Below are 23828 nucleotides of genomic sequence, written 5' to 3' on the forward strand. Positions count from 1 at the left end.
CTGAATGCGCACCAAAGTTGTCATCGTGGGAGCGGGCCCGGCCGGGCTGATGCTCGGGCGTCTGCTCGACCTGGCCGGGATCGATAATCTCATTCTCGAGCGCAAGAGCGCCGATTATGTGCTGGGCCGCATCCGCGCCGGTGTGCTCGAGCAGGGCGCCGTCGACCTGATGGACCGGGCACAGGTAAGCAAGCGCTTGCACGAAGAGGGCTTGATCCATGACGGCACGGTGCTGAGCTTTGACGGCGACAGCCATCGCATCGACTTCGCGCAATTGGTCGGTCGCCGCGTCACCGTCTATGGCCAGACCGAGGTGACCCGCGACCTGATGGATGCCCGGCAGGGGCAGACCATCTACGAGGCCGAGGATGTGCAACTGCATGATTTCGACGGCAAGCCTTATGTCACTTGGCGCAAGGATGGGGTCAGCCACCGCGTCGACTGCGACTATATTGCCGGCTGCGATGGCTATCACGGCGTCAGCCGCGCCAGCGTACCGCAGGATGCGATCAAGACCTTCGAGCGCATCTATCCCTTCGGCTGGCTCGGCATTCTGGTCGACAAGCCGCCGGTGGCGCATGAGCTGATCTATGCCCATCACGAGCGCGGCTTTGCCCTCTGCTCGCAGCGCTCGCCGACGCGCAGCCGCTATTATGTGCAAGTGGCCAATAGCGAAAAGGTCGAGGACTGGAGCGACGATCGCTTCTGGGACGAGCTGCGCCGCCGGCTCGATCCGGCCACGGCCGAGGTCCTGCAGACCGGGGAGTCGCTGGAAAAGTCCATCGCGCCCTTACGCAGTTTCGTCGCCGAGCCGCTGCGCTTCGGACGGCTGTTCCTGGCCGGCGACGCCGCCCATATCGTGCCGCCCACCGGCGCCAAGGGTCTCAACCTCGCCATGAGCGACGTGGCCATGCTGGCCGATGCGCTGATCGAGTTCTATGGCGAGACATCAACGGCCGGGCTCGATTTCTACTCCGCCAAGGCGCTGTCGCGCATCTGGAAGGCGGAGCGGTTCAGCTGGTGGATGACCAGTCTTCTCCACGTCTTTCCCGATAGCGGCGATTTCGGCCGCCGCATCCAGCGCGCCGAGTTCGACTATCTCACCGGCTCGGTGGCGGCCCAGCAGAGTCTCGCGGAGAACTATACCGGGTTGCCGCAATAGGGGGCTAACAGGCCCCGAACGGGCCTCCCACTGCAGAAGGGCGAGGAGAAGAGGTGCGTCGCGGAAAGCTCGCCGCGCTCGATCGGTCCCTCGCCCTGTTTCAGGGGGAGGTTAGGTGGGGGTGTTCCGAAACAGCAAAAAAGCCCCGCCACCGGAGTAGCGGGGCCTTCGGAGAGATTTTTGGGTAAGGCTTAGAGTTTTTCACGTTCTGGTTGATGCGGCTGCATCGCTCCCTCCCCCCTTGAGGGGGAGGGCGGGGGTGGGGGGTGGTTCAGTGGCCCACGATGGACCCCCACCCTCATTCCCTCCCCTCAAGGGGGAGGGAGGCGACAGCCCCCGAGTCCGTCGCAGTTTGAAGTCCTCTAGTTGCCTTCGGCCGCCACGGCGGCGCGGGCGGCGTCGAGCAGGGCCTGGCCATCAACGCCAGCGGCGGTCATGTCGGCGACCCACTGGTCGATGGTCGGCTGGGCGGCAGCGATCCAGCGGGCGGTTTCGGTCTCGTCGAGCTGGACGATATTGTTGCCCGCCTTGACCGCAATGGCCAGGCCACCGGCATCGCCATTGTCCATGACGCGGCCGAACTGGCGCGAGACTTCGAGGCCCGAATGGGCGTCGATCACGGCCTTCAGGTCGTCGGGCAGGTTGTTATAGCTGTCCTGGTTCATGAAGAAGCCGAAGGTCTGGCTGTAAAGGCCATGGTCGCTGGTAAAGCCGGTATGGTTCTTGACCAGTTCGGATATGCGCAGCGACGGGGTCACTTCCCACGGTACGGTGGTGGCGTCGATCACGCCCTTGGACAGCGCCTCTGGGGTCTGCGTCACCGGCATGCCGACCGGCTCGGCGCCAAGCTGGGCCAGCATGTTGGAGATAATGCGCGAGCCGCCGCGCACCTTCATGCCTTCGAGGTCCTCGAGCTTGGTGATCGGGTCCTTGGAGTGGAACAGGCCCGGGCCATGGGTGTGCAGGGCCAGCACCTTGATGCCGTTATACTCGTCGGCAGCGTTGTCCATCACGTAGTTGTAGAAAGCGGCCGAGGACTTTTCGCCATTGGTGATCAGGAAGGGCAGCTCGAACACTTCCGACTTGGGGAAGCGACCGGGCGTATAGCCCATGATGGTCCAGACGATGTCGACCACGCCGTCCTTGGCCTGGTCGTAGAGATCGGCCGGAGCGCCGCCCAGCTGCATGGCCGGGTAGAGTTCGAAGGCGATGCGGCCGCCCGAGGCTTCGGTGACCATCTGGGCCCAGGGCTCGATCGCCTGGGCCGGAATGGTGGCCTGGGCCGGCAGCATCTGATGAATGCGCAGCGTGACTTCCTGGGCGAAGGCGGTGGTGGCCATGGCCAGAGCGGCCAGTGCGCCCAGGACGAAAGTTTTGGTCTTCATTGGGTTTCCCTCCCTTGAGATGCCGGCCGTGTGGCCGGTTTTTTGGTTTTCCTGCCCGGCTTCCTCCAGAAAGCCGGGCAGGCTCGTATTGTCCTAGTAGAACCACCACACGAGACAGAGCGTGATCGATGGGAATGCTACGAGGATTATGGTCCGGATGATGTCACTGAGAACGAAGGGCATCACCCCGCGATAGGTCTCCGACAGCTTAGTGCCGGGCGACATGGAATTGATGATGAAGAGATTCATGCCCACCGGCGGGGTGATCAGGCCGACCTCCACGGCGATCAGCACCAGAATGCCGAACCAGATGCCGAACTCATCGGCGGTCATGCCGAAATCGAGCACCATCATCATCGGATAAAGGATCGGAATGGTCAGCAGGATCATGGACAGCGAATCCATGACGCAGCCCAGGACCAGGTAGAACACCAGCACGATGGCCAGCACGATCCAGGGGTTGTAGCCCTGTTCGCCGATCCAGCCGGCCGCCACCTGCGGCAGTTGCGACAGGGCCAGGAAGCTGTTGAGCACGGCGGCGCCGAAGACGATGAGGAAGATCATCGCCGTCGACACCGCGGTCGAAAGCAGCGCGTCGCGGACGTTTTCCCAGGTGAGACTGCGATAAGCGAGGGCGATCACGAAAGTGCCAGCCGCGCCGATGGCCGCTGCCTCGGTCGGGGTGAAGATGCCGGTATAGATGCCGCCGATGACAAGCACGAAGACCAGCAGGACCGGCCAGATATCGGCCAGGGCCTTGAAGCGTTCCATATAGGGCACACGCTCCAGCCGGCCGCCGGCTTCGGGGCGGACACGCACATAGATGGCGATGACGACCAGATAGCCGACCGCCGCCAGAATGCCGGGAAGGAAGGCGCCCATGAACAGCTTGGCGATGTTCTGTTCGGTCAGCACCGCGAAGATCACGAGGATCACCGAGGGCGGAATGAGAATGCCCAGCGTGCCGCCAGCGGCCACGGCGCCGGTGGAGAGGGCATTGGAATAGCCGTATTTCTTGAGCTCGGGCAGGGCGACTTTGCCCATGGTGGCAGCGGTGGCAAGGGAAGAGCCGACGATGGAGCCGAAGCCGGCGCTGGCGCCGATGGCGGCCATGGCTACGCCGCCCTGGCGATGACCCAACCAGGCCGTCGCGGCCTTGAAGATCTTGGTCGACAGCCCGCTCAGCGTGGCGAACTGGCCCATGAGCAGGAAGAGCGGCACCACCGACAGGGAATGGGAGGCGAAGGTCGAATAGCTCAGCGTCTTGAACTGGGCCATCACCGGATTGAAGTTCTTGGTGATCATCCAGGTGCCGAAAACGCCGATCGCCATCATGGCGAGGCCGATCGGTACGCGCAGAAAGACCAGCAGCAGCACTGCCGGAATGCCCAGAAGGCCGAGGAGTAGATTGGTGGTCAATGCTCGCTCCCCACATGCTTGGGCGGCGCCTTGCCGGCCAGTGCGTCCTGCACCGAGCGGCCGAAGACGAAAATGGACACCAGGACCATGACCACGGCGCCGACCAGGCCTGCCATGAAGGCCCAGCTCAGAGGCAGGCCCAAAAGGATGGTGGTCTCGCGATAGGCGAACTTGTCCATCATGCCGAAATAGAGTCGCCAGGCGATGAAAGCCGAGGCCACGAGCATCATGAAGTCGGTAACCACCAGGATCCAGGCGTTGACGCGGTCGCTGAAGGTGTCGGTCAGGAGCGACACCAGTGCATGGCCACGCATCAGATGCGCCCAGGGCAGGAAGGCAAAGACCGCAAAGCCCATGCCCACCGAGATCAACTCATAATCGCCCAGAATGGGCTTGAGGCCGGCCCAGATAAATGCCCGGCCTATTACGCTCACCACCACGATCACGATCATGGCCATAAGAACGACGCCGCCGGCGATGGCCATCCATTTGGCCAAGCCATGCGTTGCCCGTCCGAGTACGGAACTGTCACTGAACACGGATATCCTCCCCCGCTTCGTGTCGAATTAACGCTGCCCGTACTCGTCTTGTAAAATGACAAATTTCGCCCTTATGATAACCCTGAGATTATCGATTGAAGCGAAATGCGGGTCTGATTGCGGCTGCCCCGTCAAATCGATAACTTTTGCGACGCGGTTCCTCTTCCGCGTACATTTGCAATAAGGTTATACTGGATAACCAATTGCCGCCAGTGGTAGAAGCGGCTCATTTGGCGAGCCAATAGAGAAAGTGACGCGGCCATGCGGCGCGAACAGCCTTCGACACCAGAGCCGGACGAAGACAGCGCCGAAGGACTGCGCACCGATGCCACCAGCAGCATTGTCGGCTATCGGCTGCGGCGGGCTCAGCTCAGCGTGTTCCAGCGCTTCCTGACCGTGTTCGAAAGTCTGGCCCTGCGACCGGTGGAATATACCGTGCTGGTGCTGATCGCTGACAATCCCGGGCGCAAGCAGACCGAGATCGCCGAGGTGCTGGGGATCAAGCGTGCCAATTTCGTGCCACTGGTGCATGGGCTGGAACAGCGCGGGCTGGTCGAGCGGGTGCCGTCCGATTTCGACAAGCGCGCCAATGCCTTGCACCTTACAAAGGACGGGGAAACTTTCCTCGCCCATGCCCGGCAGGTGCATGAGGATATGGAACAGGAGCTGGTGGCGCGGCTGGGCGGCGAGAAGGCCCGCAAGACCTTGCTCGACCTGCTCGACCGCCTCACCTAGAGCGTTTCACGTTCTGGTTGATGCGGCTTCATCGCCCCCTCCCCATTGAGGGGAGGGCCGGGGAGGGGGTCATTTAGCGATCCACTGATGGACCCCCTCCCTCACTCCCTCCCCTCAAGGGGGAGGGAGGCAAAAGCGCCAGAATCCACCTTAAGTTGAAATAATCTGAGGCCTATCTGAAAACCGGCGGGCGTTTTTCGAGGAAGGCGCGCAGGCCCTCTTCGGCGTCCGGACCGGTCTGGCTCAGTGCTGCCGTCAGGCTTTCGGCATAGAGCCCGGCCTCGGGCGGCATGGAGCCGATCTGGGCGATGGCCTGGATGATGAAGCCATTGATCGTTGGCGAGTTCTTCGCAATGCGCTCGGCCAGTTCGAAGGCTTTTTCCAGTGCACCGCCTTCGGGCACCAGGTGATGGGCCAGGCCCAGGCGCTCCCCTTCGATGCCCGAATAGGTGCGACCGGTCAGCATCATTTCGGTCAGCCGGTCCGGCCCGATCAGCCGCGTGATCCGCACCGAGCCGCCACCCCCGACAAAAATGCCGCGCAGGCCCTCGGGCATCTGGAAGCGCACGGTTTCCTCGGCGACGCGGACATGGCAGGCCGCGCCAAATTCGAGACCCCCGCCCAACACTGCACCACTCATGGCGGCAATGACGGGAATGGGCGAGTTGGCCACCTGCGCCATGACGCGGTGCCAGTTGCGCGAATGCGCCATCACCTCGAGCGGCTGGCGTGCGACATGCTGGGACAGGTCGAGGCCGGACGAGAAATGCCCGCCTTCGCCGGAGATGACTATGGCGCGGGTGCCTTCGGGCACGGCGGAAAAGAAAGCGTCGAGTGCAGCGACCAGATCATCGTTGAGCGCATTGCGCTTTTCCGGGCGGTTGAGACGCAGATGGGCAATCGGCCCCCGCTGCTCGATGATCAAGGCGTCAGTCATGGATTGTCCTTTGGCATGGGCGTTCATTGGGCACCCAGAAGTTTGCGCACCTCGTCGGGCAGCGCGGCGGAGCGAATGCCGCCATTGTCGTCGCGCACGACCCAGACGCGCTTTTCATGCGCTTCGATGGCCAGGTCGCCATCGCGCAGCACACTGTGTTTCACCCCAAAGCTGGAGCGACCCAGTTCGGTGATTTCGGAACTGATTTCGACCACGTCGCCAAAGCTCGACGGCTTTATGAAGCGTGCGCCGGTATCGACCATGGGGATGCCGGCAATGCCGTAATGGTCGAGCCAGTTGCGCTTGTGCATGGCAAAGGCGGCCGAGAGCATGGCGGCGGTGGCATTGTCGAAAAAGCGGAAATAGTTGGGGTAGTAGACGATCCCCGCCGGGTCGCAGTCGCCGAACTGGATCTCGACCTTGGTGGTGTGGGTAAACATGGGAAATCCTATTTCGCCGCCATGCGCAGGGCGCCGTCGAGCCGCACCACTTCGCCATTGAGATAGTCGTTTTCGACCATGCTTCTGACCAGCGCCGCAAACTCGCTTGGCTTGCCGAGGCGCGACGGATTGGGAATGGCCGATGCCAGTCCGTCCTGCACCTCCTGCGGCAGTTCCGCGAGCAGCGGCGTCAGGAACAGGCCGGGCGCGATGGTCAAGACGCGAATGCCGAAGCGGGCCAGTTCGCGCGCCGCCGGCAGGGTCAAGGCCACGATGCCGCCCTTGGACGCGGCATAGGCCGCCTGGCCGATCTGCCCGTCATAGGCGGCGACCGAGGCGGTGGAAATGATGACGCCGCGCTGGCCATTGGTATCGGGTTCGGCCAGCGACATGGCATGGGCGCAGAGCCGCATCATGTTGAAGCTGCCGATGAGGTTGACGTTGATGACGCGCGAAAAGGCATCGAGCGCCATCGGGCCTTCGCGGCCGACAATGCGGGCGGCGGTGCCGATGCCGGCGCAGTTGACCAGCACCGAGGGTGGGCCCAGCGCGTCGACAGCTGCGTTCACCGCTGCCTCGGCGCTATCTGCACTCGAGACGTCGACGGCAAAGAACTGCCCGCCCAGCTCTGCGGCAACGGCCTCGCCTTTTTCCGCATCCCGATCAAAAACCGCCGCGCGGGCACCTGCCCCCGAAAGTGCCCGCGCGGTCTCGGCGCCCAGCCCGGAGGCGGCGCCGGTAACGAAAACTGTCTTGCCCGAAACATCCATTATGCGGCCTCTGGGTTTTCAATGAGCAGGGCAATGCCCTGGCCGCCGCCGATACAGGCGGAGGCAATGCCATAGCGCGTGCCCGAGCGCTTGAGTTCGAGCGCCAAGGTGAGGCCCAGGCGGATGCCGGTGACCCCCAGCGGATGGCCGATGGCGATCGCTCCGCCATTGACGTTGAGCTTGTCCTCATCGAGCCCGAGTTCATCGGCGCAGGCTAGGATCTGCGCGCCGAAGGCTTCGTTGATCTCGACGCGGTCAATCTGATCGAGCGTCATCCCGGCGGTTTCGAGCACGGCGCGGATGGCGGGTGCGGGGCCGATACCCATGATCTGCGGTGGCACGCCGACGGCTGCGCTGGCGACAATACGGGCGAGCGGCTTATGGCCGTTGGCCTTGGCATAGGCCGAGGACGCGACCAGCACGGCGCCGGCACCATCGACAATGGCGGAGGAATTGCCGCCGGTCTGCACGCCGCCAAAGGCCGGGCGCAGCTTGGCCAGGACTTCGTAGGGCGAGGGGCGGATATGTGAATCCGTATCGACGCTCTCGACGCCGCGCGGCAGCTTGATGGCGCGCTTGTCGAGCGTCTCGATCTCGAACGTCTCGTTTGTGACCGCGACAATCTCTTCGGCGAGAATACCGGCATCGCGCGCAGCAAGAGCCCGGTTGAAACTGCGCTCGGCGAAGCGGTCTACGCGTTCGCGCCCAATATTGTATTGCTTGGCCAGGTTTTCTGCGGTGTCGCCCATATTGACGCAGCCGGCCGGGTCGTAAAGCGCTTCCCACAGAAAGTCCTTGAACTCCACCTTGCCCATGGTGAAGCCATTGCGATGGGTATAGGCGGCGATGGGGTTGCGGCTCATCGATTCACAGCCGGCACCCAGCGCCAGATCGACACGTCCGAGCGACACCGAATCCGCCGCCTGCGCAATGACTTCGAGCCCGGTGCCGCAAATGCGCTGCACCAGATGGGCTGGCGCCTCGATGGGCGCGCCGGCATAGAGGCCGATATGGCGCGGGGTGACATAGGCATCGAACGAGGCCTGGGCCATGGAGCCGGCAATGGTGTGGCCGATATCGGCGGCTTTGACGCCAGTCTTTTCGATGGCGGCGCGGGCGGCCTTGATACCGAGATCGATGGGCGAGATTTCGGCGAAGGCGCCGCGATAATCCACGAAGGGCGTGCGGGCGCCACCCAGCAACCAGGCGTCATCGAAAGTGAGGCGAAGGCCTTTGCTCATGGATCAGGCGCCTTTCCGGGGGCAGAGAATGATTGTGTCGCCGGGCGTGTCGGCATAAAGCGCCTCGACCAGATGGGCCCGGTGGGTGCGCACGGCGCGCTGGTTGATCGAGCCCTTGTCCGTCACTTCGCCCTTGTCGATATCGGGCAGCTCCGCCATCAGCAGTGCCCGTGCGACGTGGTTGGAACTGCCGGTGGATTTTTGCGCCAGCGCCACAAGGCTCTCCTCGAATTTTTGGCGGACGGAAGGATGGGCGAGGATGGTCTCGGCATCCGTCTCGGGCGGCAGCTCGGCCTGCCGCGCACAGGCGACCAGGTCCGGGAAGATCATCGCGCCAATAGAGTTGAGGTCCAGCCCGGTCAGCACCACGTCGCGGATCAGTGGCGCGCAGGCGCTGATGATCGAGGTGCGCACGGCGGCAAAATTGACCCAGGTGCCGGTCGAGAGCTTGAAATCCTCGGTGACGCGGCCATCGAAGACCAGGCCCTTGGACAGGTCGGCGGGATCGGCAAAGCGCACGGCGTCGCCGATCTTGTAGAAGCCTTCCTCATCGAAAGCCTCTGCGGTTTTTTCGGCATCGCGCCAATAGCCGGGGGTGACGTTCGGCCCCTTCATCCGCAGCTCGGTCTTGTCGCCATTGGGCACCAGCTTGACGGTCATTCCCGCCGCCGGCAGGCCGATATGGCCGGCCTCGGACACCGCCCAGGTGGTGGTGAAGGCGAAGGGCGCGGTTTCGGTGGAGCCATAGCCGGTGATGATCATCACATGCTGGCCCGTCTCCTCGCGCGCGGCCTTGTCGAGCCCGTCGAAGACATGCTGCGACAGGCCGGCACCGGCATATTGCAACAGCTTCAGCCGGGCGAAAAGGTTGCGCCGCGCCTCGGGATGCTCGTCGAAGGCGGCGACGAGGAATTCATAGGCCTTGGGCACATTGGTGAAAAAGGTCGGCTGGACGGTTTTGAGGTTTTCCAGCGTGCGGCCGATGCGGGCCGGGGTGGGCTGGCCGTCATCGATATAGAAGCTGCCGCCATTATAGATGGCCATGCCGGTATTGTGGCTGCCGCCGGCGACATGGTTCCACGGCATCCAGTCGAGCAGCACGGGCGGCTCGTCCGCGAGGAAGGCCAGCGCGGTGCGGATCATTTCCTGGTTGCAGGCCATCATCCGATTGGTGGTGATCACGCCCTTGGGCAGGCCGGTGGAGCCGGAGGTGAACAGCACCTTTGCCACCGTATCGGGCGTGATTGCGTCATGGGCAGCCGCCACGGCCGGCGTCACCGGCGTTTGCAGCAGGTCGGCGAAGAGGTGGTTCTGGCGGCCATCCACCGGATTGGTGCGAACGATCAGCGGAATATCGGCGGCAAAAGTGGTTGAGATGGCCGGCGCGAATTTGGCGCCGTCGCTGGCATAGACCATGCCCGGCGTGAGCAGGGCGGCAATATGCTTGAGCTTGCCGTAATCGGTGGAGACGAGCGAATAGGCGGGCGAGATGGGCGCATAGGGAATGCCAACCCAGATGGCCGCCATGCCCAGCAGGAAATGCTCGACCTCATTGCCCGAGATGATCATCAGCGGGCGCTCGGCGGAAAGGCCGGCATCAAGCAGCGCCTGGGCCAATGGCGGGATGGCCGCGAGCACCTCGGCAAAGCTCCATTCGCGCCAGCCGTCGCCCTGGCGATCTGCGATCAGCACCGCGCCAGGGGTCTTGTGCGCCCAGCTCTCGAGCGCATCGACGATGGCACGCGGATAGGGCCCGAGCGTCTCGATCGAACGAATGATGGTGGTGCCATCGGCGCGCTGTTCCGCAGCCGCAGCCATATTGCCCAGCCGCACGGGGCGGATGGGCGTTGCCGAAAAATCCATGAGTTCCTCCCTCACGGATATAGTTATGTATCATAACTATTATCGACGCAAGAGCCTCAGGCGCGATAGCCGATATCGATCACGGCGCGCCCCTCGCTGAGACGCGAGACGCAGGCGCACATGCGATGGTTCTCGGCCTTTTCCTCGGGGCTGAAGAACACATCGCGATGGTCGATCTCGGCCTCCTTTTCCAGCACCTTGACGGCGCAGAGGCCGCATTCGCCGCGCTGGCAATCATAGATCATCTCCACCCCGGCCCCGATCAGGGCTTCGAGCAGAGTCTGGTCAGAGCGTACCGGCACCGAGATGTCGCGATTGAGCACGTCGACCACGAAGGGCTTTTCGGCAAAGAGGCCGGAATCGCCGAACACCTCGTAGCGCAGGCGGCTGATCGGGCGGCCCGCCGCGGCCCAGGCCGCCTTGGCGGCTTCGAGCATGCCGATGGGGCCGCAGAGATAGCATTCGGCATCCGGGGGCAGGGCGGCGAATTCGGCAGCGAGATCGACATGCTCGCCAATCGAATTGTCGCGCAGCACCAGCTGCCCGCCGAGCAGGTCCTGCAAGTCTTCGGCAAAGGCCATGAGCCCCCGTGAGCGGGCGGCATAGACGACGCGGAGCGATGCACCGCGTGCCATCAGGGCCCGTGCCATGCCATAGATCGGGGTGATGCCGATGCCGCCGGCCAGCAGCAGGTAGTGCGGCGCGCGCCAGCTCAATTCGAAGCGGTTCTCCGGCAGGGTGAGCCTGACCGCCGCACCTTGCTGCAGATCCCACATGAAGCGCGATCCGCCCCGGCTTTGCGGGTGCAGCTTGACCGCCACGGCGATCTGGCCCGACGGCGCGGGAATGATCGTATAGGTGCGGTTGGCCGGCTGGCCGTTGATCTCGACGCGGAAATTGCTGTGCGAGCCCGGATCGAAGCGCGGCACGACGCCGTCGACTGCAAAGGCGATATAGCGAACGTCATCGGCAATCTGCCTGACCTCGGCGACGGTGGCATCGCGCCATTCGACACGGTTGCGCATATGGTTTTCCTCCCAGAAAAGTTTGGCACTGTCGCCCCCTCCCCCCTTTGAGGGGGAGGGCCGGGGTGGGGGGTGGTTCAGTGATTCACCCAAGGACCCCCACCCTCAATCCCTCCCCTCAAGGGGGAGGGAGGCGCAGGAGCGGATAGGTTTCAGTCCGACGCCGGCTTTCGTATAAGACCCCTCGGGTCAAGCCCGAGGGTGACGATCTGTGTTGTGGGGTTAGAGGCGCCCAGTGCGGCAGGTTGGCCGCCGCGCCTCTATCCCACCACCAGCGACAAAGCCGGGACTCTACGGATCAGGCTCCGATCCTCGTCCAGCACGAATTCGAGGTTCTGCCTTGCCAGCCGAGCGTGTTCGCGGGCCAGCGCTTCCGCCCGTGCGCCTTCGCGCAGTTCGATGGCCGAGACCATGGCCTTGTGCTGGGCCTGTGCGCCGTAAAGCGTGCGGCGGAAGGCCATGACATCGGCCTGCTTGTGCAGGAAGGCGCTGGGCGAAGCGAAGGGGCGGCTGGTGATGCGCTCGATTTCGCGGCGGATGGTTTCGCTGGCCAGCCCCCAGAGCTTTTCGTGGAAGGTGGCGTTGAGCTCGACATAGCGGTCGAAATCCATCGCCTCGACCTCGCCCTGCTGGGCATGGTCCAGTTCGACCAGCAAGCGATGTAATTCCCCCAAGCGCGCCGGACTGACGCCACGTTCGGCCGCCAGCCGCAAGGCTGTGCCCTCAAGCACGCCGCGCAGTTCGATGGCGTCGATGACGTCCTCGCGGGTAAAACTGCGTACGGCATAGCCGCCCGAGGGGATGGCTTCGACCAGCCCCTCCTGTTCCAGCCGCGCCAGGGCGGCACGCAGCGGCGTGCGCGAAATGCCCAGCTTTTCGGCCAGGGCCACTTCCGACAGGCGCGAGCCGCCCCGAATTTCGCCTGAGATCACCAGGTCGCGCACGCCCATCAGGGCGCGCTGCGATTGCATGGCGCGGTCGGGTTTTTCGCTCATTCGGCGGCCTGCTGCATGGCGTGTTCTTCGCTAATCATCCGGTCGATCAAGTGCCGCGCCCACATCGAGCCGGCATCGATATTGAGATTATAGATGACGTGATCGGGATTGGCGTCGATGGCCTTCTGCTGGGCCTCGAGGATGTGCTCGTCCTCCCGGAAGATCGAGGACACGCCTTCGCGCAGATTGTGGGTGCGGGCCTGTTCGTCGATTTTGTAATTGCGGGCGAAGGCCCAGAAATAATGGCAAGTCCGATCGGTTTCCGGCGTCATGGTGTTGAGCACGAAGCCGTTGACGCCCTGGCTCCGATCCCCCTCGGGTGCGCCGGTGCCGGTGGGCGCAACGCCCACATCGATGGCGATGGTCGATGGCGCCTGGAAGTTGATGATCTGCCAGCGGTCGACATTGCCCGGTTTGCCCAGCTGGCCGCGCCAGAAGGGCGGCGCGTCGATATCGATCATCCAGCGCGTAATGGTGGCGGTATCGTCGGTATGGGTGGCATCGAAAGGCGCTTCGGCCACGGCGCGGTTGCCGATGGACGAGCCATGCACATAAGTTTCGTGCGTCAGGTCCATGAGATTGTCGACGACGAGGCGATAATCGCATTTGGCGTGGATATATTTGCCGTCGGCGGCCCAGTCGGGGTGTTGGTTCCAGTGCAGGTCGGGCACCAGCGCCGGATCGGCCAAAGCCGGATCGCCCATCCACAGCCAGATGAATCGGTGACGCTCCACCAGAGGGTAGGACTTCACACAGGCCGAGGGATTTATGGTGTCCTGCGACGGCATGTATACACATCGCCCGGTGTCGTCGAATTCCAGCCCATGATAGCCGCAGATGACATTGTCGCCGTGCAACTCGCCCATGGAGAGCGGCAAAAGGCGGTGCCAGCAGGCGTCGGCCAGCGCAGCGGCCGAGCCGTCCTGCTTTCTGTAAAGCACGACGGGCTTGTTGCAGATGGTGCGCGGCAAGAGTTCGCGCTTCACTTCCACATCATAGGCCGCCGCATACCAGGCGTTCATCGGAAAGGTGGGGCCACCCATCGTCGTCTCCTCCTCAAGATCCTCAGGCAGCAATGAATACGAGTTGTATACATTTTGCAAGATTGTCATTGCCAAGCCTGGCGCGCTGGGTATCACTGCGGCCGACCACCAAGGAGGACCGCTTTCCATGACTGTCGCCAAGCCGCCCTATCACGCCGATGTCGTCGGCTCGTTCCTGCGCCCCGACTCCATCAAGGCCGCCCGCAAGGCGCGCGCCGAGGGCAGGATGGACGAGGCTGAACTCGCCGCCATCGAGGACGAGGCCATCCGTGATGTTATCAAGATGCAGGAAGATTCCGGCCTCAAGGCGGTGACCGATGGCGAATTCCGCCGCGCCTGGTGGCATTTCGATTTCATGGGCATGCTCAACGGGCTCGACATCATCCAGCGCGAAGGCGGCGGCATTCAGTTCCATGGTGTGCACACCAAGCAGGACGTGCCTGTCATCACCGACAAGCTGAGCTTTCCGGCCGATCACCCGATGCTGGAGCACTTCAAGTTCGTCGCCGCCAATACCAAGGTGACGCCGAAGATTTCCATTCCCGGCCCCAGCGCCATCCACTTCCGCATTGCCGATGCCGACATCGCGGTGGGCGAATACAAGAACGATGCCGAGGCCTATTTCGAAGCCATCACCGCCACCTACAAGGATGCGGTAAAGGCGTTCTACGATGCCGGCTGCCGTTATCTGCAGATGGATGACATCTTCTTCGCCTATCTCTGCGATCCGAAAATCCGCGCCGAGCGCAAAGCCAGGGGTGAGGACCCCGATTGGCTGATCGGCCGCTATGCCAGGATGATGCATGACGCCATCGTCGACCGGCCCGATGACATGCTGATCGGCATGCATATGTGCCGCGGCAATTTCAAATCCACCTGGGTGGCCGAAGGCGCTTATGATCCGGCGGCGGATGCGATCTTCAACCAGACCGATGTCGATATCTATTTCATGGAATATGATACCGACCGCGCCGGCGGTCTCGAGCCGCTGCGGCTCTTGCCGAAGGGCAAGAAGCGCGTATTGCCCGGCTTTATCACCACCAAGACGCCGGAACTGGAAAGCCTCGACGATCTCAAGCGCAAGTTCGATGCGGCGAGCAAATATGCCGATCTCGACCAGCTCGGCATCGCCCCGCAATGCGGCTTCGCCTCCACCGAAGAGGGCAATGACCTGACCATGGACGACCAGCGCCGCAAGCTCGACCTGGTGGTGAAAACCGCAGAGAGCATCTGGGGCCACGTCTAAGCCCTGGTTTCGCTGCCCATCCGGGCCGGCGCTACATCCGGCCGGGGCGCGATGCGATATTGATAGCGCATCGCGCCTTCCGGACATGGCTTGCGGCGCGGGGTGGCTTTGCCATAATTGCAGGCACGGTTCGGGAAGGGGATCATGGCAGCGCGACAGGACAATTCGGCCACTCGTCTCGACGATGCGGCGCGCGCGGGCTGGCTCTATTACGTCGCCGGCAATACCCAGGACCAGATCGCCGCCAAGATGGGTATTTCCCGGCAATCGGCGCAGCGGCTGGTATCGCTGTCGATCAGCGAGGGCCTGATCAAGGTGCGGCTCGATCACCCGATCGGGCGCTGTCTCGACCTGGCCGAGCGCCTGCGCGCCCGCTTCGGGCTCGACCATTGCGAGGTGGTGCCGTCCGATCCGGAACACACCGCCTCCACCGTTGGCGTGGCCAGTGCCGCCGCTGCCGAAATTGAGCGCTGCCTGCGTGCCCCCGATCCGATCGTCATGGCCATCGGCACCGGGCGGACGCTGAAGGCCGCCGTCGAGCAATTGCAGCCTATGGAGTGCCCGCACCACAAGGTGGTGTCACTCACCGGCAATATCGCGCCCGACGGCTCGGCGGCATTCTACAACGTGATCTTCAACGTCGCCGACACGGTCAAGGCGCGGTCCTTCCCCATGCCGCTGCCGGTCATCGCCTCGACGGCCCGCGAGCGCGAATTGCTGCATGCGCAGCCGATGATCGCCTCGACCCTGGCGCTGGCGGCCCAGGCCAATATCACCTTTGTCGGTGTCGGCCATCTGGGCGCCGATGCGCCGCTGGTGGTGGATGGGTTCATGAGCGAGGTCGATCACAAGGCACTGCAAAAGGCCGGGGCGGTGGGCGAAATCTGCGGCTGGTGTTTCGATGCCGAGGGGCGGCTGGTCGAGGGACTGATCAATGACCGGGTGGCCTCGGCGCCAATTCCGAGTCGTGAAAAAGGACTGGTCATCGCTATCGCGGTGGGTGACGCCAAGGCTGCGGCCATCCGTGCCTCGCTGGTCCGGCGACTGGCTAGTGGCTTGATCACCAATGAGCGCACGGCCGAATTGCTGCTGGCCTGATCCCAGCGCAAAGCTGAGCATTCGTAACGTTTTCTGACATTTCTTCATCGTCATTTCTGCGCCTTTGCGGCGGAGAAATGGGGCGACTTGCCGGGCTTTCGTCGATCCCTCGCAAAAGCCCGCTTGACAGCAATTACCCTTCTGTTGAACATTTGCTCATGAACAAGGCAAATGCTCGCTTTGGTTCTTGGGAGGAAATTGATGAAACTCACACCCCTTTTCGTGGGCGCGTTGACTCTTGCGCTGGTTGGAACCGCTTCCGCGCAGACGCTCACCATCGCCACCGTGAACAATGGCGACATGATCCGCATGCAGGGTCTGTCGTCCGCGTTCACCGAGGAAACCGGCATCGCGCTCAATTGGGTGGTGCTCGAGGAAAACACTCTGCGCCAGAACGTCACCACCGACATCGCCACCAATGGCGGTCAGTATGACATCATGACCATCGGCACCTATGAGGCGCCGATCTGGGCCAAGCAGAACTGGCTGAAGCCGCTCGACGGGCTCTCCGCCGATGCCGAATATGACGTGGACGACCTGCTGCCGGCCATCCGTGGCGGCCTCTCGATGGACGGCAAGCTCTATGCTGCGCCGTTCTACGGCGAGAGCTCCTTCATCATGTATCGCACCGACCTCATGGAAAAGGCCGGGCTCACCATGCCCGAAGCCCCGACCTGGGAATTTATCGGCGAAGCCGCTCGCGCCATGACCGACCGCGCCAATGACATCAACGGCATTTGCCTGCGCGGCAAGGCCGGCTGGGGCGAGAACATGGCGTTCCTGACCGCCATGTCCAATTCCTTCGGCGCCCGCTGGTTCGACGAAAACTGGAAGCCCCAGTTCGATCAGCCCGAATGGAAGTCGACCCTCGACACCTATCTGTCGCTCATGGCCGATGCCGGCCCCTCGGGCGCTTCGTCCAATGGCTTCAATGAAAACCTGACCCTGTTCCAGCAGGGCAAGTGCGGCATGTGGATCGACGCCACGGTTGCGGCCTCTTTCGTCACCAATCCCAGCGATTCCACCGTTGCCGACAAGGTCGGCTTCGCCCAGGCGCCGGATACCGGCCTCGGCAAGCGCGGCAACTGGCTCTGGGCCTGGTCGCTGGCCATCCCGGCTTCCTCGCAGAATGCCGAGGCGGCCGAGCAGTTCATCAACTGGGCGACCAGCAAGGACTATCTGGCCCTGGTGGCGGAAAAGGAAGGCTGGGCCAATGTGCCGCCGGGCACTCGTACCTCGCTTTACGAAAACCCGGATTATCAGGCCGCCGCGCCCTTCGCCGCCATGACCCTGGCCTCGATCAACTCGGCCGACCCGAACAATCCGACGGTCAAGCCGGTGCCCTATACCGGGGTGCAGTTCGTGGCCATTCCTGAATTTGCCGGGATTGCCACCAATGTGGGTCAGCTGTTCTCGGCGGCTCTCGCCGGCCAGATGAGCGCCGACGACGCCCTGGCCCAGGCCCAGGAGGCCACCACCCGCGACATGACCCGCGCTGGATATATCAAGTAGGGCTCCGCGCGATGAGAGTGGGGATGGTTCGCCACCCCCACCCGACCTCCCCCTGGAGAAGGGGGAGGAGCAGACTGTGCCCGTGGCAGCATCTCGTCCACGAGTGGAGATAACCCCTCCCCCTCCTTCAGGGGGAGGCCGGGTGGGGGTTTTTCTCCACGCAGGAGATTTCTGGAATGGCCACCAAACAAACCCGCATCCTTGCCCGCACCATGATGGCGCCCGCCGTCGTCGTGCTGCTGATCTGGATGGCTGTGCCGCTGGTCATGACCCTGTGGTTCAGTTTCCAGAACTACAATCTCATCAATCCGATGATGACCGGTTTCGCCGGCTGGGCGAATTATGCCTATGTCATCGGCGATCCCAGCTTTACCCAGGCGCTGGTCAATACGCTGCTGCTGGTGGGCGGCGTGCTGGCGATCACCATTATCGGCGGCACCTTCCTCGCCCTCTTGCTCGATCAGCCGTTCTGGGGGCAGGGGATATTGCGCATTCTCGTCATCTCGCCCTTCTTCGTCATGCCGCCCGTCGCGGCGCTGATCTGGAAGAACGGCTTCATGCATCCGGGCTATGGCATGCTCGGGCATCTCTGGAAGGCCTTCGGCCTGCAACCAGTCGACTGGTTCAACCAATATCCGCTGTTTTCGGTCATCGTCATCGTCGCCTGGCAATGGCTGCCCTTTGCGACGCTGATCCTGCTGACGGCCCTGCAGTCACTTTCGGAAGAACAGCGCGAGGCCGCCGAAATGGATGGCGCCAATGCGATCAACCGTTTCCGCTATATCATACTGCCGCATATGGCCCGGGCGATCACCATCGTCATCCTGATCCAGACGATCTTCCTCCTCGGCATTTTCGCTGAAATCCGCGTCACTACCGGCGGCGGCCCTGGCTATGCCTCAACCAACATCACTTTCCTCGTCTTCCGCACCGGCATCTTGTCCAACGATATCGGGGCCGGCTCCGCCGGCGGCGTCGTCGCCGTCATCATCGCCAATGTGGTCGCCATCTTCCTGATGCGCGCCGTGGGGAAGAACCTGGATGCGTAAGATGAACCGCCTTTCTGCCACCCCACAGATCGTCACCCTCGGGCTTGACCCGAGGGCTCTTCCGGCCATCGCAAACACCCTCGGGTCAAGCCCGAGGGTGACGACCGGTGTGTGCGAAAACGGGAGTTATTAAATGGCCCGCCGCGTCCCCATCCAAACCCGCATCGGCTTCACGCTCCTCGCCTGGCTGGTCGCGCTCACCCTGTTCTCGCCGATCCTGTGGACCATCCTCACCGCCTTCAAGACCGAGGCCGAAGCCATAGCCACCCCGCCAACCTTCCTGCCTGAGACCTTCACGCTGGAAAATTTCGGCGCGGTGCAGGACCGTTCGGACTATATCAAGCACGCGCTGAACTCGATCATCGTGTCCTTCGGCTCGACCTTCCTCGGTCTCTTGATCGCCATTCCCGCCGCCTGGTCCATGGCTTTCGCCCCCAGCAAGCGGACAAAAGATATCCTGATGTGGATGCTCTCCACCAAGATGATGCCCGCCGTCGGCGTGCTGATCCCGATCTATCTGATCTTCCGCGACCTGCGCCTGCTCGACACCCTGCATGGCCTGACGCTGATCATGACCCTGATCAACCTGCCGATCATCATCTGGATGCTCTACACCTACTTCAAGGAAATCCCGGTTGACATCCTTGAGGCCGCCCGCATGGACGGCGCCGAACTCTGGAACGAGATCACCCATGTTCTCGTGCCGATGGCCATTCCCGGCATCGCCTCGACGCTACTGCTCAACGTCATCCTCGCCTGGAACGAAGCCTTCTGGACCATCACGCTGACCTCCGGTCGCGCCGGCACGCTGACCGCCTTCATCTCCTCGTTCAGCTCGCCCCAGGGCCTGTTCCTCGCCAAACTCTCCGCCGCCTCGCTCCTCGCCATCGCCCCTATCCTCCTGGTCGGCTGGTTCAGCCAGAAGCAACTGGTGCGCGGCCTGACATTTGGGGCGGTGAAGTGATACGGCGCTTACCCCCACCCAACCTCCCCCTGGCAGGGGGAGGAGCCGAGCAGTGGCTCACCAGCATCTTAACAAACTCGATCTGTCCCTCCCCCTGTCAGGGGGAGGCTAGGTGGGGGTCTTCAGCGACCGCCACGCACACCCAGCTAGTGAAGGACTAAACCCATGGGCTCCATCACCCTTTCCCACGTCAACAAGTCCTTCGGCGAAGTCGAAATCATCCCTGACATTTCCCTCGACATCCGCGACGGCGAATTCGTCGTCTTCGTCGGCCCCTCCGGCTGCGGCAAGTCCACCTTGCTGCGCCTCATCGCCGGGCTCGAAGACACGACTTCAGGCCATATCAAGCTCGATGGTCAGGACGTCACCGACGCGCCACCGGCCAAGCGCGGCCTCGCCATGGTGTTCCAGTCCTACGCGCTCTATCCGCATATGAGCGTGCGCGACAACATCGCCTTCCCGCTCAAGATGGCGAAAACCCCGCAGGCCGAGATCGATCGCAAGGTCGAATACGCCGCCCGCACGCTGAACCTTGCCTCCTATCTCGATCGCAAGCCCCGCGCCTTGTCCGGCGGCCAGCGCCAGCGCGTCGCCATCGGCCGCGCCATCGTGCGCGAACCCAAGGCCTTCCTGTTCGACGAGCCCCTGTCGAACCTCGACGCGGCGCTGCGCGTCAACATGCGGCTCGAAATCACCGAACTGCACCAGCAGCTCAAGACCACGATGATCTACGTCACCCACGATCAGGTCGAAGCCATGACCATGGCCGACCGCATCGTCGTGCTGAACGCCGGCAATGTCGAACAATTCGGCTCGCCGCTTGAACTCTACAAGAAGCCGGCCAATCGCTTCGTGGCAGGCTTTATCGGCTCGCCCAAGATGAATTTCGTCGATGGGCCCGAAGCGGCCAAGCACGGCGCCCATTCCATCGGCACCCGCCCCGAACATATCCGCCTCTCCACCAGCGAAGGCGCATGGAAAGGCGTGGTCAATGTCTCCGAACAGCTCGGCAGCGACACCTTCCTCCACGTCCAGACCGATTTCGGCCTGATGACCGTCCGCACCGATGGCGACCAGACGTTTACCCATGGTGATCAGGTCTGGCTTACCCCCGACCCCGCCCGCATCTACAAGTTCGATGCGGCTGGAATGGCGCTCAAATAGTCGGCTCATCGCCTCCCTCCCCCTCAAGGGGGAGGGAGCCCAAAATCGAGGACCACAATGCCCCACCTCTCCCTCGCCACCCTCTCCTCGATCACCAGCGCCGCCGCGCCCTCCTATTCACGCGCCGATCTCTCCCCCGGTATCGTCCATTTCGGCGTCGGCAATTTCCATCGCGCCCATCAGGCCGTCTATCTCGATGCCCTGTTCAATGCCGGCGAAGGGCATGACTGGGCGATTATCGGCGCCGGTACCCGCGCCTCGGACGCGGCGATGCGCGATGCGCTGCGCCAGCAGGATTGGCTGACCACGGTCGTGGAGCAGGAAGCCGACAGCTCCTCCGCTCACATCACCGGCGTCATGGTCGATTATCTCGAACCCGGCGATAGCCAGTCCGTCATCGCCGCCCTTACCAATCCGGCGATCCGCATCGTCTCCCTGACCATCACCGAAGGCGGCTATTACATCGACCCGGCGTCGCAAAAATTCGACCCGACCCATCCCGACATTGCCTGGGACGCCGCTCATTTCGATACGCCGAAAACCGCTTTCGGCCTGATCCTTGCCGGTCTGATGAAGCGCCGCGACGCCGGCATCGCACCCTTCACCGTCATGAGCTGCGACAACATCCCCGGCAATGGCCACGTCACCCAAAACGCCATTGCTGGCCTCGCTGCGCTGATCGATCCCACCCTCGCCGAATGGGTCAAATCCACCGTCGCCTTCCCCAATGGCATGGTCGATCGCATCACCCCTGCCACCTCAGACCGCGAGAAAAAACTCCTCGCCGAGCAGTTCGGCATTGGGGATGGTTGGCCCGTCTTCTGCGAGAGCTTCAAGCAATGGGTGCTGGAAGACAATTTCCCCGCTGGCCGCCCGGCGCTGGAAAAAGTCGGCGTGCAGTTCGTTGATGATGTCGCGCCCTATGAGCATATGAAAATCCGGATCCTCAATGGTGGCCACGCCACCATCGCCTATCCCGCCGGTCTCATGGATGTACACTTCGTCCACGAGGCGATGGAGCATCCGCTGGTCTCCGCTTTCCTCAAAAAGGTCGAGAGCGAAGAGATCATCCCCATCGTGCCACCCGTGCCCGATACCGATCTCAATGCCTATTTCGCGCTCTGCGAACGCCGCTTCTCCAATCCCAAGATCGGCGACACCATTCGCCGGCTCGCCCTCGATGGCTCCAACCGCCAGCCCAAATTCATCATTCCCTCGGCGCTCGACCGGGTGCGCGCGGGCGCTTCGGTGACCGGGCTGGCGCTGGTTTCGGCGCTGTGGTGCCGCTATTGCTATGGCACCACGGAGAGTGGCGCGGTGATCGAACCTAATGATCCCAATTGGCAGCGGCTGACGGCGCAGGCGAAACGGGCAAAAGACGATCCGCGTGCCTGGCTTGAAATGAGCGACATCTATGGCGATCTCGCCCAAGCGCCCGCCTTTGCCGCCGCCTTCGGCACTTGCCTCGACTTCCTCTGGACAAACGGCACGCGCGCCACGCTCGAAGCCTATCTGGCCAACCGGCTCTAGCCCCGTCCGGCGTCATCCGCTATGGTCCGCGCCGGACCAAGAAGAGAGGCCGGCGTGGCGCAAGACCTCCTGGTGGGAGTGGATGTCGGAACGGGCAGTGCCCGGGCAGGCGTTTTCACGCCCGCTGGCAAACTGCTGGGGCGGCACGCTTTTCCGATTGTGATGCGGCGCGAAGACGCCAATTTCGCCGAGCATGACAGTACCCAGATCTGGCAGGCCGTGTGCGAAGCGGTGCGCGGGGCCATGACGCGTGCGGACGCGGCCTCCGCCGATATCGCCGGCATCGCCTTCGATGCCACCTGTTCGCTGGTGGTGCGCGATCCGGCTGGCCAGCCGGTCAGTGTGACCACTGCCGGCGAAGATCGCTGGGACACCATAGTCTGGATGGACCACCGCGCGCTGGCCGAGGCAGAAGAATGTACGGCCACCGGTCACGAAGTGCTCGACTATATCGGCGGCGTCATGTCGCCCGAAATGGAAGTGCCCAAGCTCATGTGGCTCAAGCGGCACCTGCCGCAGAGCTGGGCCCGCGCCGGCATGATTTTCGATCTGGCCGATTTTCTATCCTTCATGGCCACGGGATCGCTGGCGCGTTCGCAATGCACGCTGGCCACCAAATGGACCTATCTGGCGCATCAGGACACTGCCTGGAAGCGTGATTTCCTCGCGCAGGTGGGCCTCGAAGACCTGTTCGAGCGCGCTGCCCTGCCTGATGTGGCCAAACCGGTGGGCGCCGATCTCGGGCCGCTCACTGAAAAGGCCGCAGCGGACCTTGGCCTGACATCGCGCTGCCGGGTGGGGGCGGGCGTCGTCGATGCCTATGCCGGCGCGCTGGCGGTGCTGGGGCCTCTCACCAAAGAGGCCGCGCAGATGCATCGCCATTGCGCCTTGATCGCCGGCACCTCTAGCTGCGTCATGGCCATGTCCGACCGCAGGATCGGCATCAATGGCATATGGGGACCGCATCTGGGCACCATTCTCGAAGGCTTCTGGCAGCTCGAAGGCGGGCAGTCGGCGTCCGGGGCGCTGCTCGACCATATCGTGCAATGGCACGGCGCCGGTGGCGAGCCGACGCCCGAGCGGCATGCGGCCATTGTCGCCCGCATCATGGAATTGCGCGAAGCCGAAGGCATTGCGCTGGCCGACCGGCTGCATGTGCTGCCCGATTTCCACGGCAACCGCTCGCCTCTGGCCGATCCCAACGCCCTGGGCGTGATTTCGGGCCTGACGCTGGACAGCGATTTCGACAGTCTTTGCCGCCTGTATTGGCGCAGCTGCGTCGGCATTGCGCTGGGCATCCGCCATATCCTGGAATCCATGCAGCGCGGCGGCTACGCCATCGACACCATGCACATCATTGGCGGACACACCAAAAATCCGCTGCTGATGGAGCTCTATCCCGATGTCACCGGCTGTCGCGTCGCCGAACCGCAAACCCCGGATGCAACGCTGCTGGGCATGGCGATGATCGCTGCCAATGCTGCCGCGCTCTATCCCAGCCTCGATGCTGCCTGCCGGGGCATGGACCAGGGCGGCACGGTGCGCGAACCCAACCCCTTGGCGCGGGCGCAGTTCGACCGGGATTATCGCATCTTTCTCGAAATGCAGCGTCATCGCCAGGCGCTCGACGCGCTGTCCTGACCGGGCGAGAGTCCGGCTGGAACTCTGGCGCGACAGCTGCAACACGCCCGATTCCACCCTCGGGCTCGAC

Annotated in this window: 21 protein-coding genes; 10 read left to right on the plus strand and 11 right to left on the minus strand. The window is 63.2% G+C overall.

The genetic code is table 11. The features are described from left to right. Positions 1 to 4: 4 nt before the first annotated feature. Positions 5 to 1162: a 4-hydroxybenzoate 3-monooxygenase gene (gene pobA, locus BGO80_RS07175; protein WP_286720443.1), complete on the plus strand. Its 1158-nt coding sequence runs from the start codon at positions 5 to 7 to the stop codon at positions 1160 to 1162. 362 nt (positions 1163 to 1524) lie between these two features. On the opposite strand, the gene BGO80_RS07180 is transcribed toward pobA, so the two are convergent. The 3 genes from BGO80_RS07180 to BGO80_RS07190 all read right to left on the minus strand — a co-directional run bounded on the left by BGO80_RS07180 (position 1525) and on the right by BGO80_RS07190 (position 4505). Then, positions 1525 to 2547: a TRAP transporter substrate-binding protein gene (locus BGO80_RS07180; RefSeq protein ID WP_286720446.1), complete on the minus strand. Its 1023-nt coding sequence runs from the start codon at positions 2545 to 2547 to the stop codon at positions 1525 to 1527. 93 nt (positions 2548 to 2640) lie between these two features. Then, positions 2641 to 3966, minus strand: a complete 1326-nt coding sequence (locus BGO80_RS07185) for a TRAP transporter large permease (RefSeq protein WP_286720448.1) — start codon at positions 3964 to 3966, stop codon at positions 2641 to 2643. Further along, entirely contained in the window at positions 3963 to 4505 is a 543-nt protein-coding gene (locus BGO80_RS07190) for a TRAP transporter small permease (RefSeq protein WP_286720450.1), read from the minus strand. The genes BGO80_RS07185 and BGO80_RS07190 overlap by 4 nt, the downstream gene beginning before the upstream one ends. A 261-nt stretch (positions 4506 to 4766) precedes the next feature. On the opposite strand from BGO80_RS07190, the gene BGO80_RS07195 reads away from it, so the two are divergent. After that, entirely contained in the window at positions 4767 to 5240 is a 474-nt protein-coding gene (locus tag BGO80_RS07195; protein ID WP_286720452.1) for a MarR family winged helix-turn-helix transcriptional regulator, read from the plus strand. Between the two features lie 172 nt (positions 5241 to 5412). On the opposite strand, the gene BGO80_RS07200 is transcribed toward BGO80_RS07195, so the two are convergent. The 8 genes from BGO80_RS07200 to BGO80_RS07235 all read right to left on the minus strand — a co-directional run bounded on the left by BGO80_RS07200 (position 5413) and on the right by BGO80_RS07235 (position 13554). Beyond that, entirely contained in the window at positions 5413 to 6177 is a 765-nt protein-coding gene (locus BGO80_RS07200; protein ID WP_286720454.1) for a crotonase/enoyl-CoA hydratase family protein, read from the minus strand. Between the two features lie 23 nt (positions 6178 to 6200). Then, a complete protein-coding gene (locus BGO80_RS07205) occupies positions 6201 to 6617 on the minus strand; it encodes an acyl-CoA thioesterase (protein ID WP_286720456.1) in 417 nt (138 codons plus the stop codon). A gap of 8 nt (positions 6618 to 6625) precedes the next feature. Continuing rightward, a complete protein-coding gene (locus BGO80_RS07210; protein ID WP_286720457.1) occupies positions 6626 to 7387 on the minus strand; it encodes an SDR family NAD(P)-dependent oxidoreductase in 762 nt (253 codons plus the stop codon). Further along, complete coding sequence (locus BGO80_RS07215; RefSeq protein ID WP_286720458.1) at positions 7387 to 8628, minus strand: thiolase family protein; 1242 nt, start codon at positions 8626 to 8628, stop codon at positions 7387 to 7389. The genes BGO80_RS07210 and BGO80_RS07215 overlap by 1 nt, the downstream gene beginning before the upstream one ends. A gap of 3 nt (positions 8629 to 8631) precedes the next feature. Continuing rightward, on the minus strand, positions 8632 to 10491 hold the full coding sequence (locus BGO80_RS07220; protein WP_286720460.1) for a feruloyl-CoA synthase: 1860 nt from the start codon (positions 10489 to 10491) through the stop codon (positions 8632 to 8634). Positions 10492 to 10547: 56 nt separating this feature from the next. Further along, on the minus strand, positions 10548 to 11516 hold the full coding sequence (locus BGO80_RS07225; protein ID WP_286720461.1) for a PDR/VanB family oxidoreductase: 969 nt from the start codon (positions 11514 to 11516) through the stop codon (positions 10548 to 10550). Between the two features lie 260 nt (positions 11517 to 11776). Continuing rightward, positions 11777 to 12511: a GntR family transcriptional regulator gene (locus BGO80_RS07230; RefSeq protein ID WP_286720462.1), complete on the minus strand. Its 735-nt coding sequence runs from the start codon at positions 12509 to 12511 to the stop codon at positions 11777 to 11779. Then, positions 12508 to 13554, minus strand: coding sequence for an aromatic ring-hydroxylating dioxygenase subunit alpha (locus BGO80_RS07235; protein ID WP_286720463.1), 1047 nt, complete (start codon positions 13552 to 13554; stop codon positions 12508 to 12510). Before BGO80_RS07235 ends, BGO80_RS07230 begins: the two co-directional genes overlap by 4 nt. 127 nt (positions 13555 to 13681) lie before the next feature. Here BGO80_RS07235 and BGO80_RS07240 point away from each other — a divergent pair, with 127 nt between their 5' ends. From BGO80_RS07240 to BGO80_RS07275, 8 genes are all read left to right on the plus strand, one after another. Continuing rightward, positions 13682 to 14800, plus strand: a complete 1119-nt coding sequence (locus BGO80_RS07240) for a 5-methyltetrahydropteroyltriglutamate--homocysteine S-methyltransferase (RefSeq protein ID WP_286720465.1) — start codon at positions 13682 to 13684, stop codon at positions 14798 to 14800. Positions 14801 to 14944: 144 nt separating this feature from the next. Next, complete coding sequence (locus BGO80_RS07245; RefSeq protein ID WP_286720467.1) at positions 14945 to 15898, plus strand: sugar-binding transcriptional regulator; 954 nt, start codon at positions 14945 to 14947, stop codon at positions 15896 to 15898. Between the two features lie 201 nt (positions 15899 to 16099). Beyond that, positions 16100 to 17410, plus strand: a complete 1311-nt coding sequence (locus BGO80_RS07250; protein ID WP_286720469.1) for an ABC transporter substrate-binding protein — start codon at positions 16100 to 16102, stop codon at positions 17408 to 17410. 176 nt (positions 17411 to 17586) lie between these two features. Next, positions 17587 to 18459, plus strand: coding sequence for a carbohydrate ABC transporter permease (locus BGO80_RS07255; protein ID WP_286720471.1), 873 nt, complete (start codon positions 17587 to 17589; stop codon positions 18457 to 18459). A gap of 133 nt (positions 18460 to 18592) precedes the next feature. Further along, positions 18593 to 19423: a carbohydrate ABC transporter permease gene (locus BGO80_RS07260; protein WP_286720473.1), complete on the plus strand. Its 831-nt coding sequence runs from the start codon at positions 18593 to 18595 to the stop codon at positions 19421 to 19423. Positions 19424 to 19588: 165 nt separating this feature from the next. Then, a complete protein-coding gene (locus tag BGO80_RS07265; protein WP_286720475.1) occupies positions 19589 to 20587 on the plus strand; it encodes an ABC transporter ATP-binding protein in 999 nt (332 codons plus the stop codon). Positions 20588 to 20644: 57 nt separating this feature from the next. Continuing rightward, positions 20645 to 22117, plus strand: a complete 1473-nt coding sequence (locus BGO80_RS07270; protein ID WP_286720476.1) for a mannitol dehydrogenase family protein — start codon at positions 20645 to 20647, stop codon at positions 22115 to 22117. Between the two features lie 54 nt (positions 22118 to 22171). Continuing rightward, positions 22172 to 23758 (plus strand): FGGY-family carbohydrate kinase, encoded by a 1587-nt coding sequence (locus BGO80_RS07275; RefSeq protein WP_286720477.1) that lies wholly within the window; start codon positions 22172 to 22174, stop codon positions 23756 to 23758. Positions 23759 to 23828 lie beyond the last annotated feature (70 nt).

The organism is Devosia sp. 63-57, from assembly GCF_001899045.1.
GTDB lineage: Bacteria > Pseudomonadota > Alphaproteobacteria > Rhizobiales > Devosiaceae > Devosia > Devosia equisanguinis.

What these genes read in the sequence shown, in the direction of transcription:
- pobA (WP_286720443.1), top strand. Translation starts at nt 5, where the DNA reads ATGCGCACCAAAGTTGTCATCGTGGGAGCGGGCCCGGCCGGGCTGATG.
- BGO80_RS07180 (WP_286720446.1), bottom strand. Translation starts at nt 2,547, where the DNA reads ATGAAGACCAAAACTTTCGTCCTGGGCGCACTGGCCGCTCTGGCCATG.
- BGO80_RS07195 (WP_286720452.1), top strand. Translation starts at nt 4,767, where the DNA reads ATGCGGCGCGAACAGCCTTCGACACCAGAGCCGGACGAAGACAGCGCC.
- BGO80_RS07200 (WP_286720454.1), bottom strand. Translation starts at nt 6,177, where the DNA reads ATGACTGACGCCTTGATCATCGAGCAGCGGGGGCCGATTGCCCATCTG.
- BGO80_RS07205 (WP_286720456.1), bottom strand. Translation starts at nt 6,617, where the DNA reads ATGTTTACCCACACCACCAAGGTCGAGATCCAGTTCGGCGACTGCGAC.
- BGO80_RS07210 (WP_286720457.1), bottom strand. Translation starts at nt 7,387, where the DNA reads ATGGATGTTTCGGGCAAGACAGTTTTCGTTACCGGCGCCGCCTCCGGG.
- BGO80_RS07215 (WP_286720458.1), bottom strand. Translation starts at nt 8,628, where the DNA reads ATGAGCAAAGGCCTTCGCCTCACTTTCGATGACGCCTGGTTGCTGGGT.
- BGO80_RS07220 (WP_286720460.1), bottom strand. Translation starts at nt 10,491, where the DNA reads ATGGATTTTTCGGCAACGCCCATCCGCCCCGTGCGGCTGGGCAATATG.
- BGO80_RS07225 (WP_286720461.1), bottom strand. Translation starts at nt 11,516, where the DNA reads ATGCGCAACCGTGTCGAATGGCGCGATGCCACCGTCGCCGAGGTCAGG.
- BGO80_RS07230 (WP_286720462.1), bottom strand. Translation starts at nt 12,511, where the DNA reads ATGAGCGAAAAACCCGACCGCGCCATGCAATCGCAGCGCGCCCTGATG.
- BGO80_RS07235 (WP_286720463.1), bottom strand. Translation starts at nt 13,554, where the DNA reads ATGGGTGGCCCCACCTTTCCGATGAACGCCTGGTATGCGGCGGCCTAT.
- BGO80_RS07240 (WP_286720465.1), top strand. Translation starts at nt 13,682, where the DNA reads ATGACTGTCGCCAAGCCGCCCTATCACGCCGATGTCGTCGGCTCGTTC.
- BGO80_RS07245 (WP_286720467.1), top strand. Translation starts at nt 14,945, where the DNA reads ATGGCAGCGCGACAGGACAATTCGGCCACTCGTCTCGACGATGCGGCG.
- BGO80_RS07250 (WP_286720469.1), top strand. Translation starts at nt 16,100, where the DNA reads ATGAAACTCACACCCCTTTTCGTGGGCGCGTTGACTCTTGCGCTGGTT.
- BGO80_RS07255 (WP_286720471.1), top strand. Translation starts at nt 17,587, where the DNA reads ATGGCCACCAAACAAACCCGCATCCTTGCCCGCACCATGATGGCGCCC.
- BGO80_RS07260 (WP_286720473.1), top strand. Translation starts at nt 18,593, where the DNA reads ATGGCCCGCCGCGTCCCCATCCAAACCCGCATCGGCTTCACGCTCCTC.
- BGO80_RS07265 (WP_286720475.1), top strand. Translation starts at nt 19,589, where the DNA reads ATGGGCTCCATCACCCTTTCCCACGTCAACAAGTCCTTCGGCGAAGTC.
- BGO80_RS07270 (WP_286720476.1), top strand. Translation starts at nt 20,645, where the DNA reads ATGCCCCACCTCTCCCTCGCCACCCTCTCCTCGATCACCAGCGCCGCC.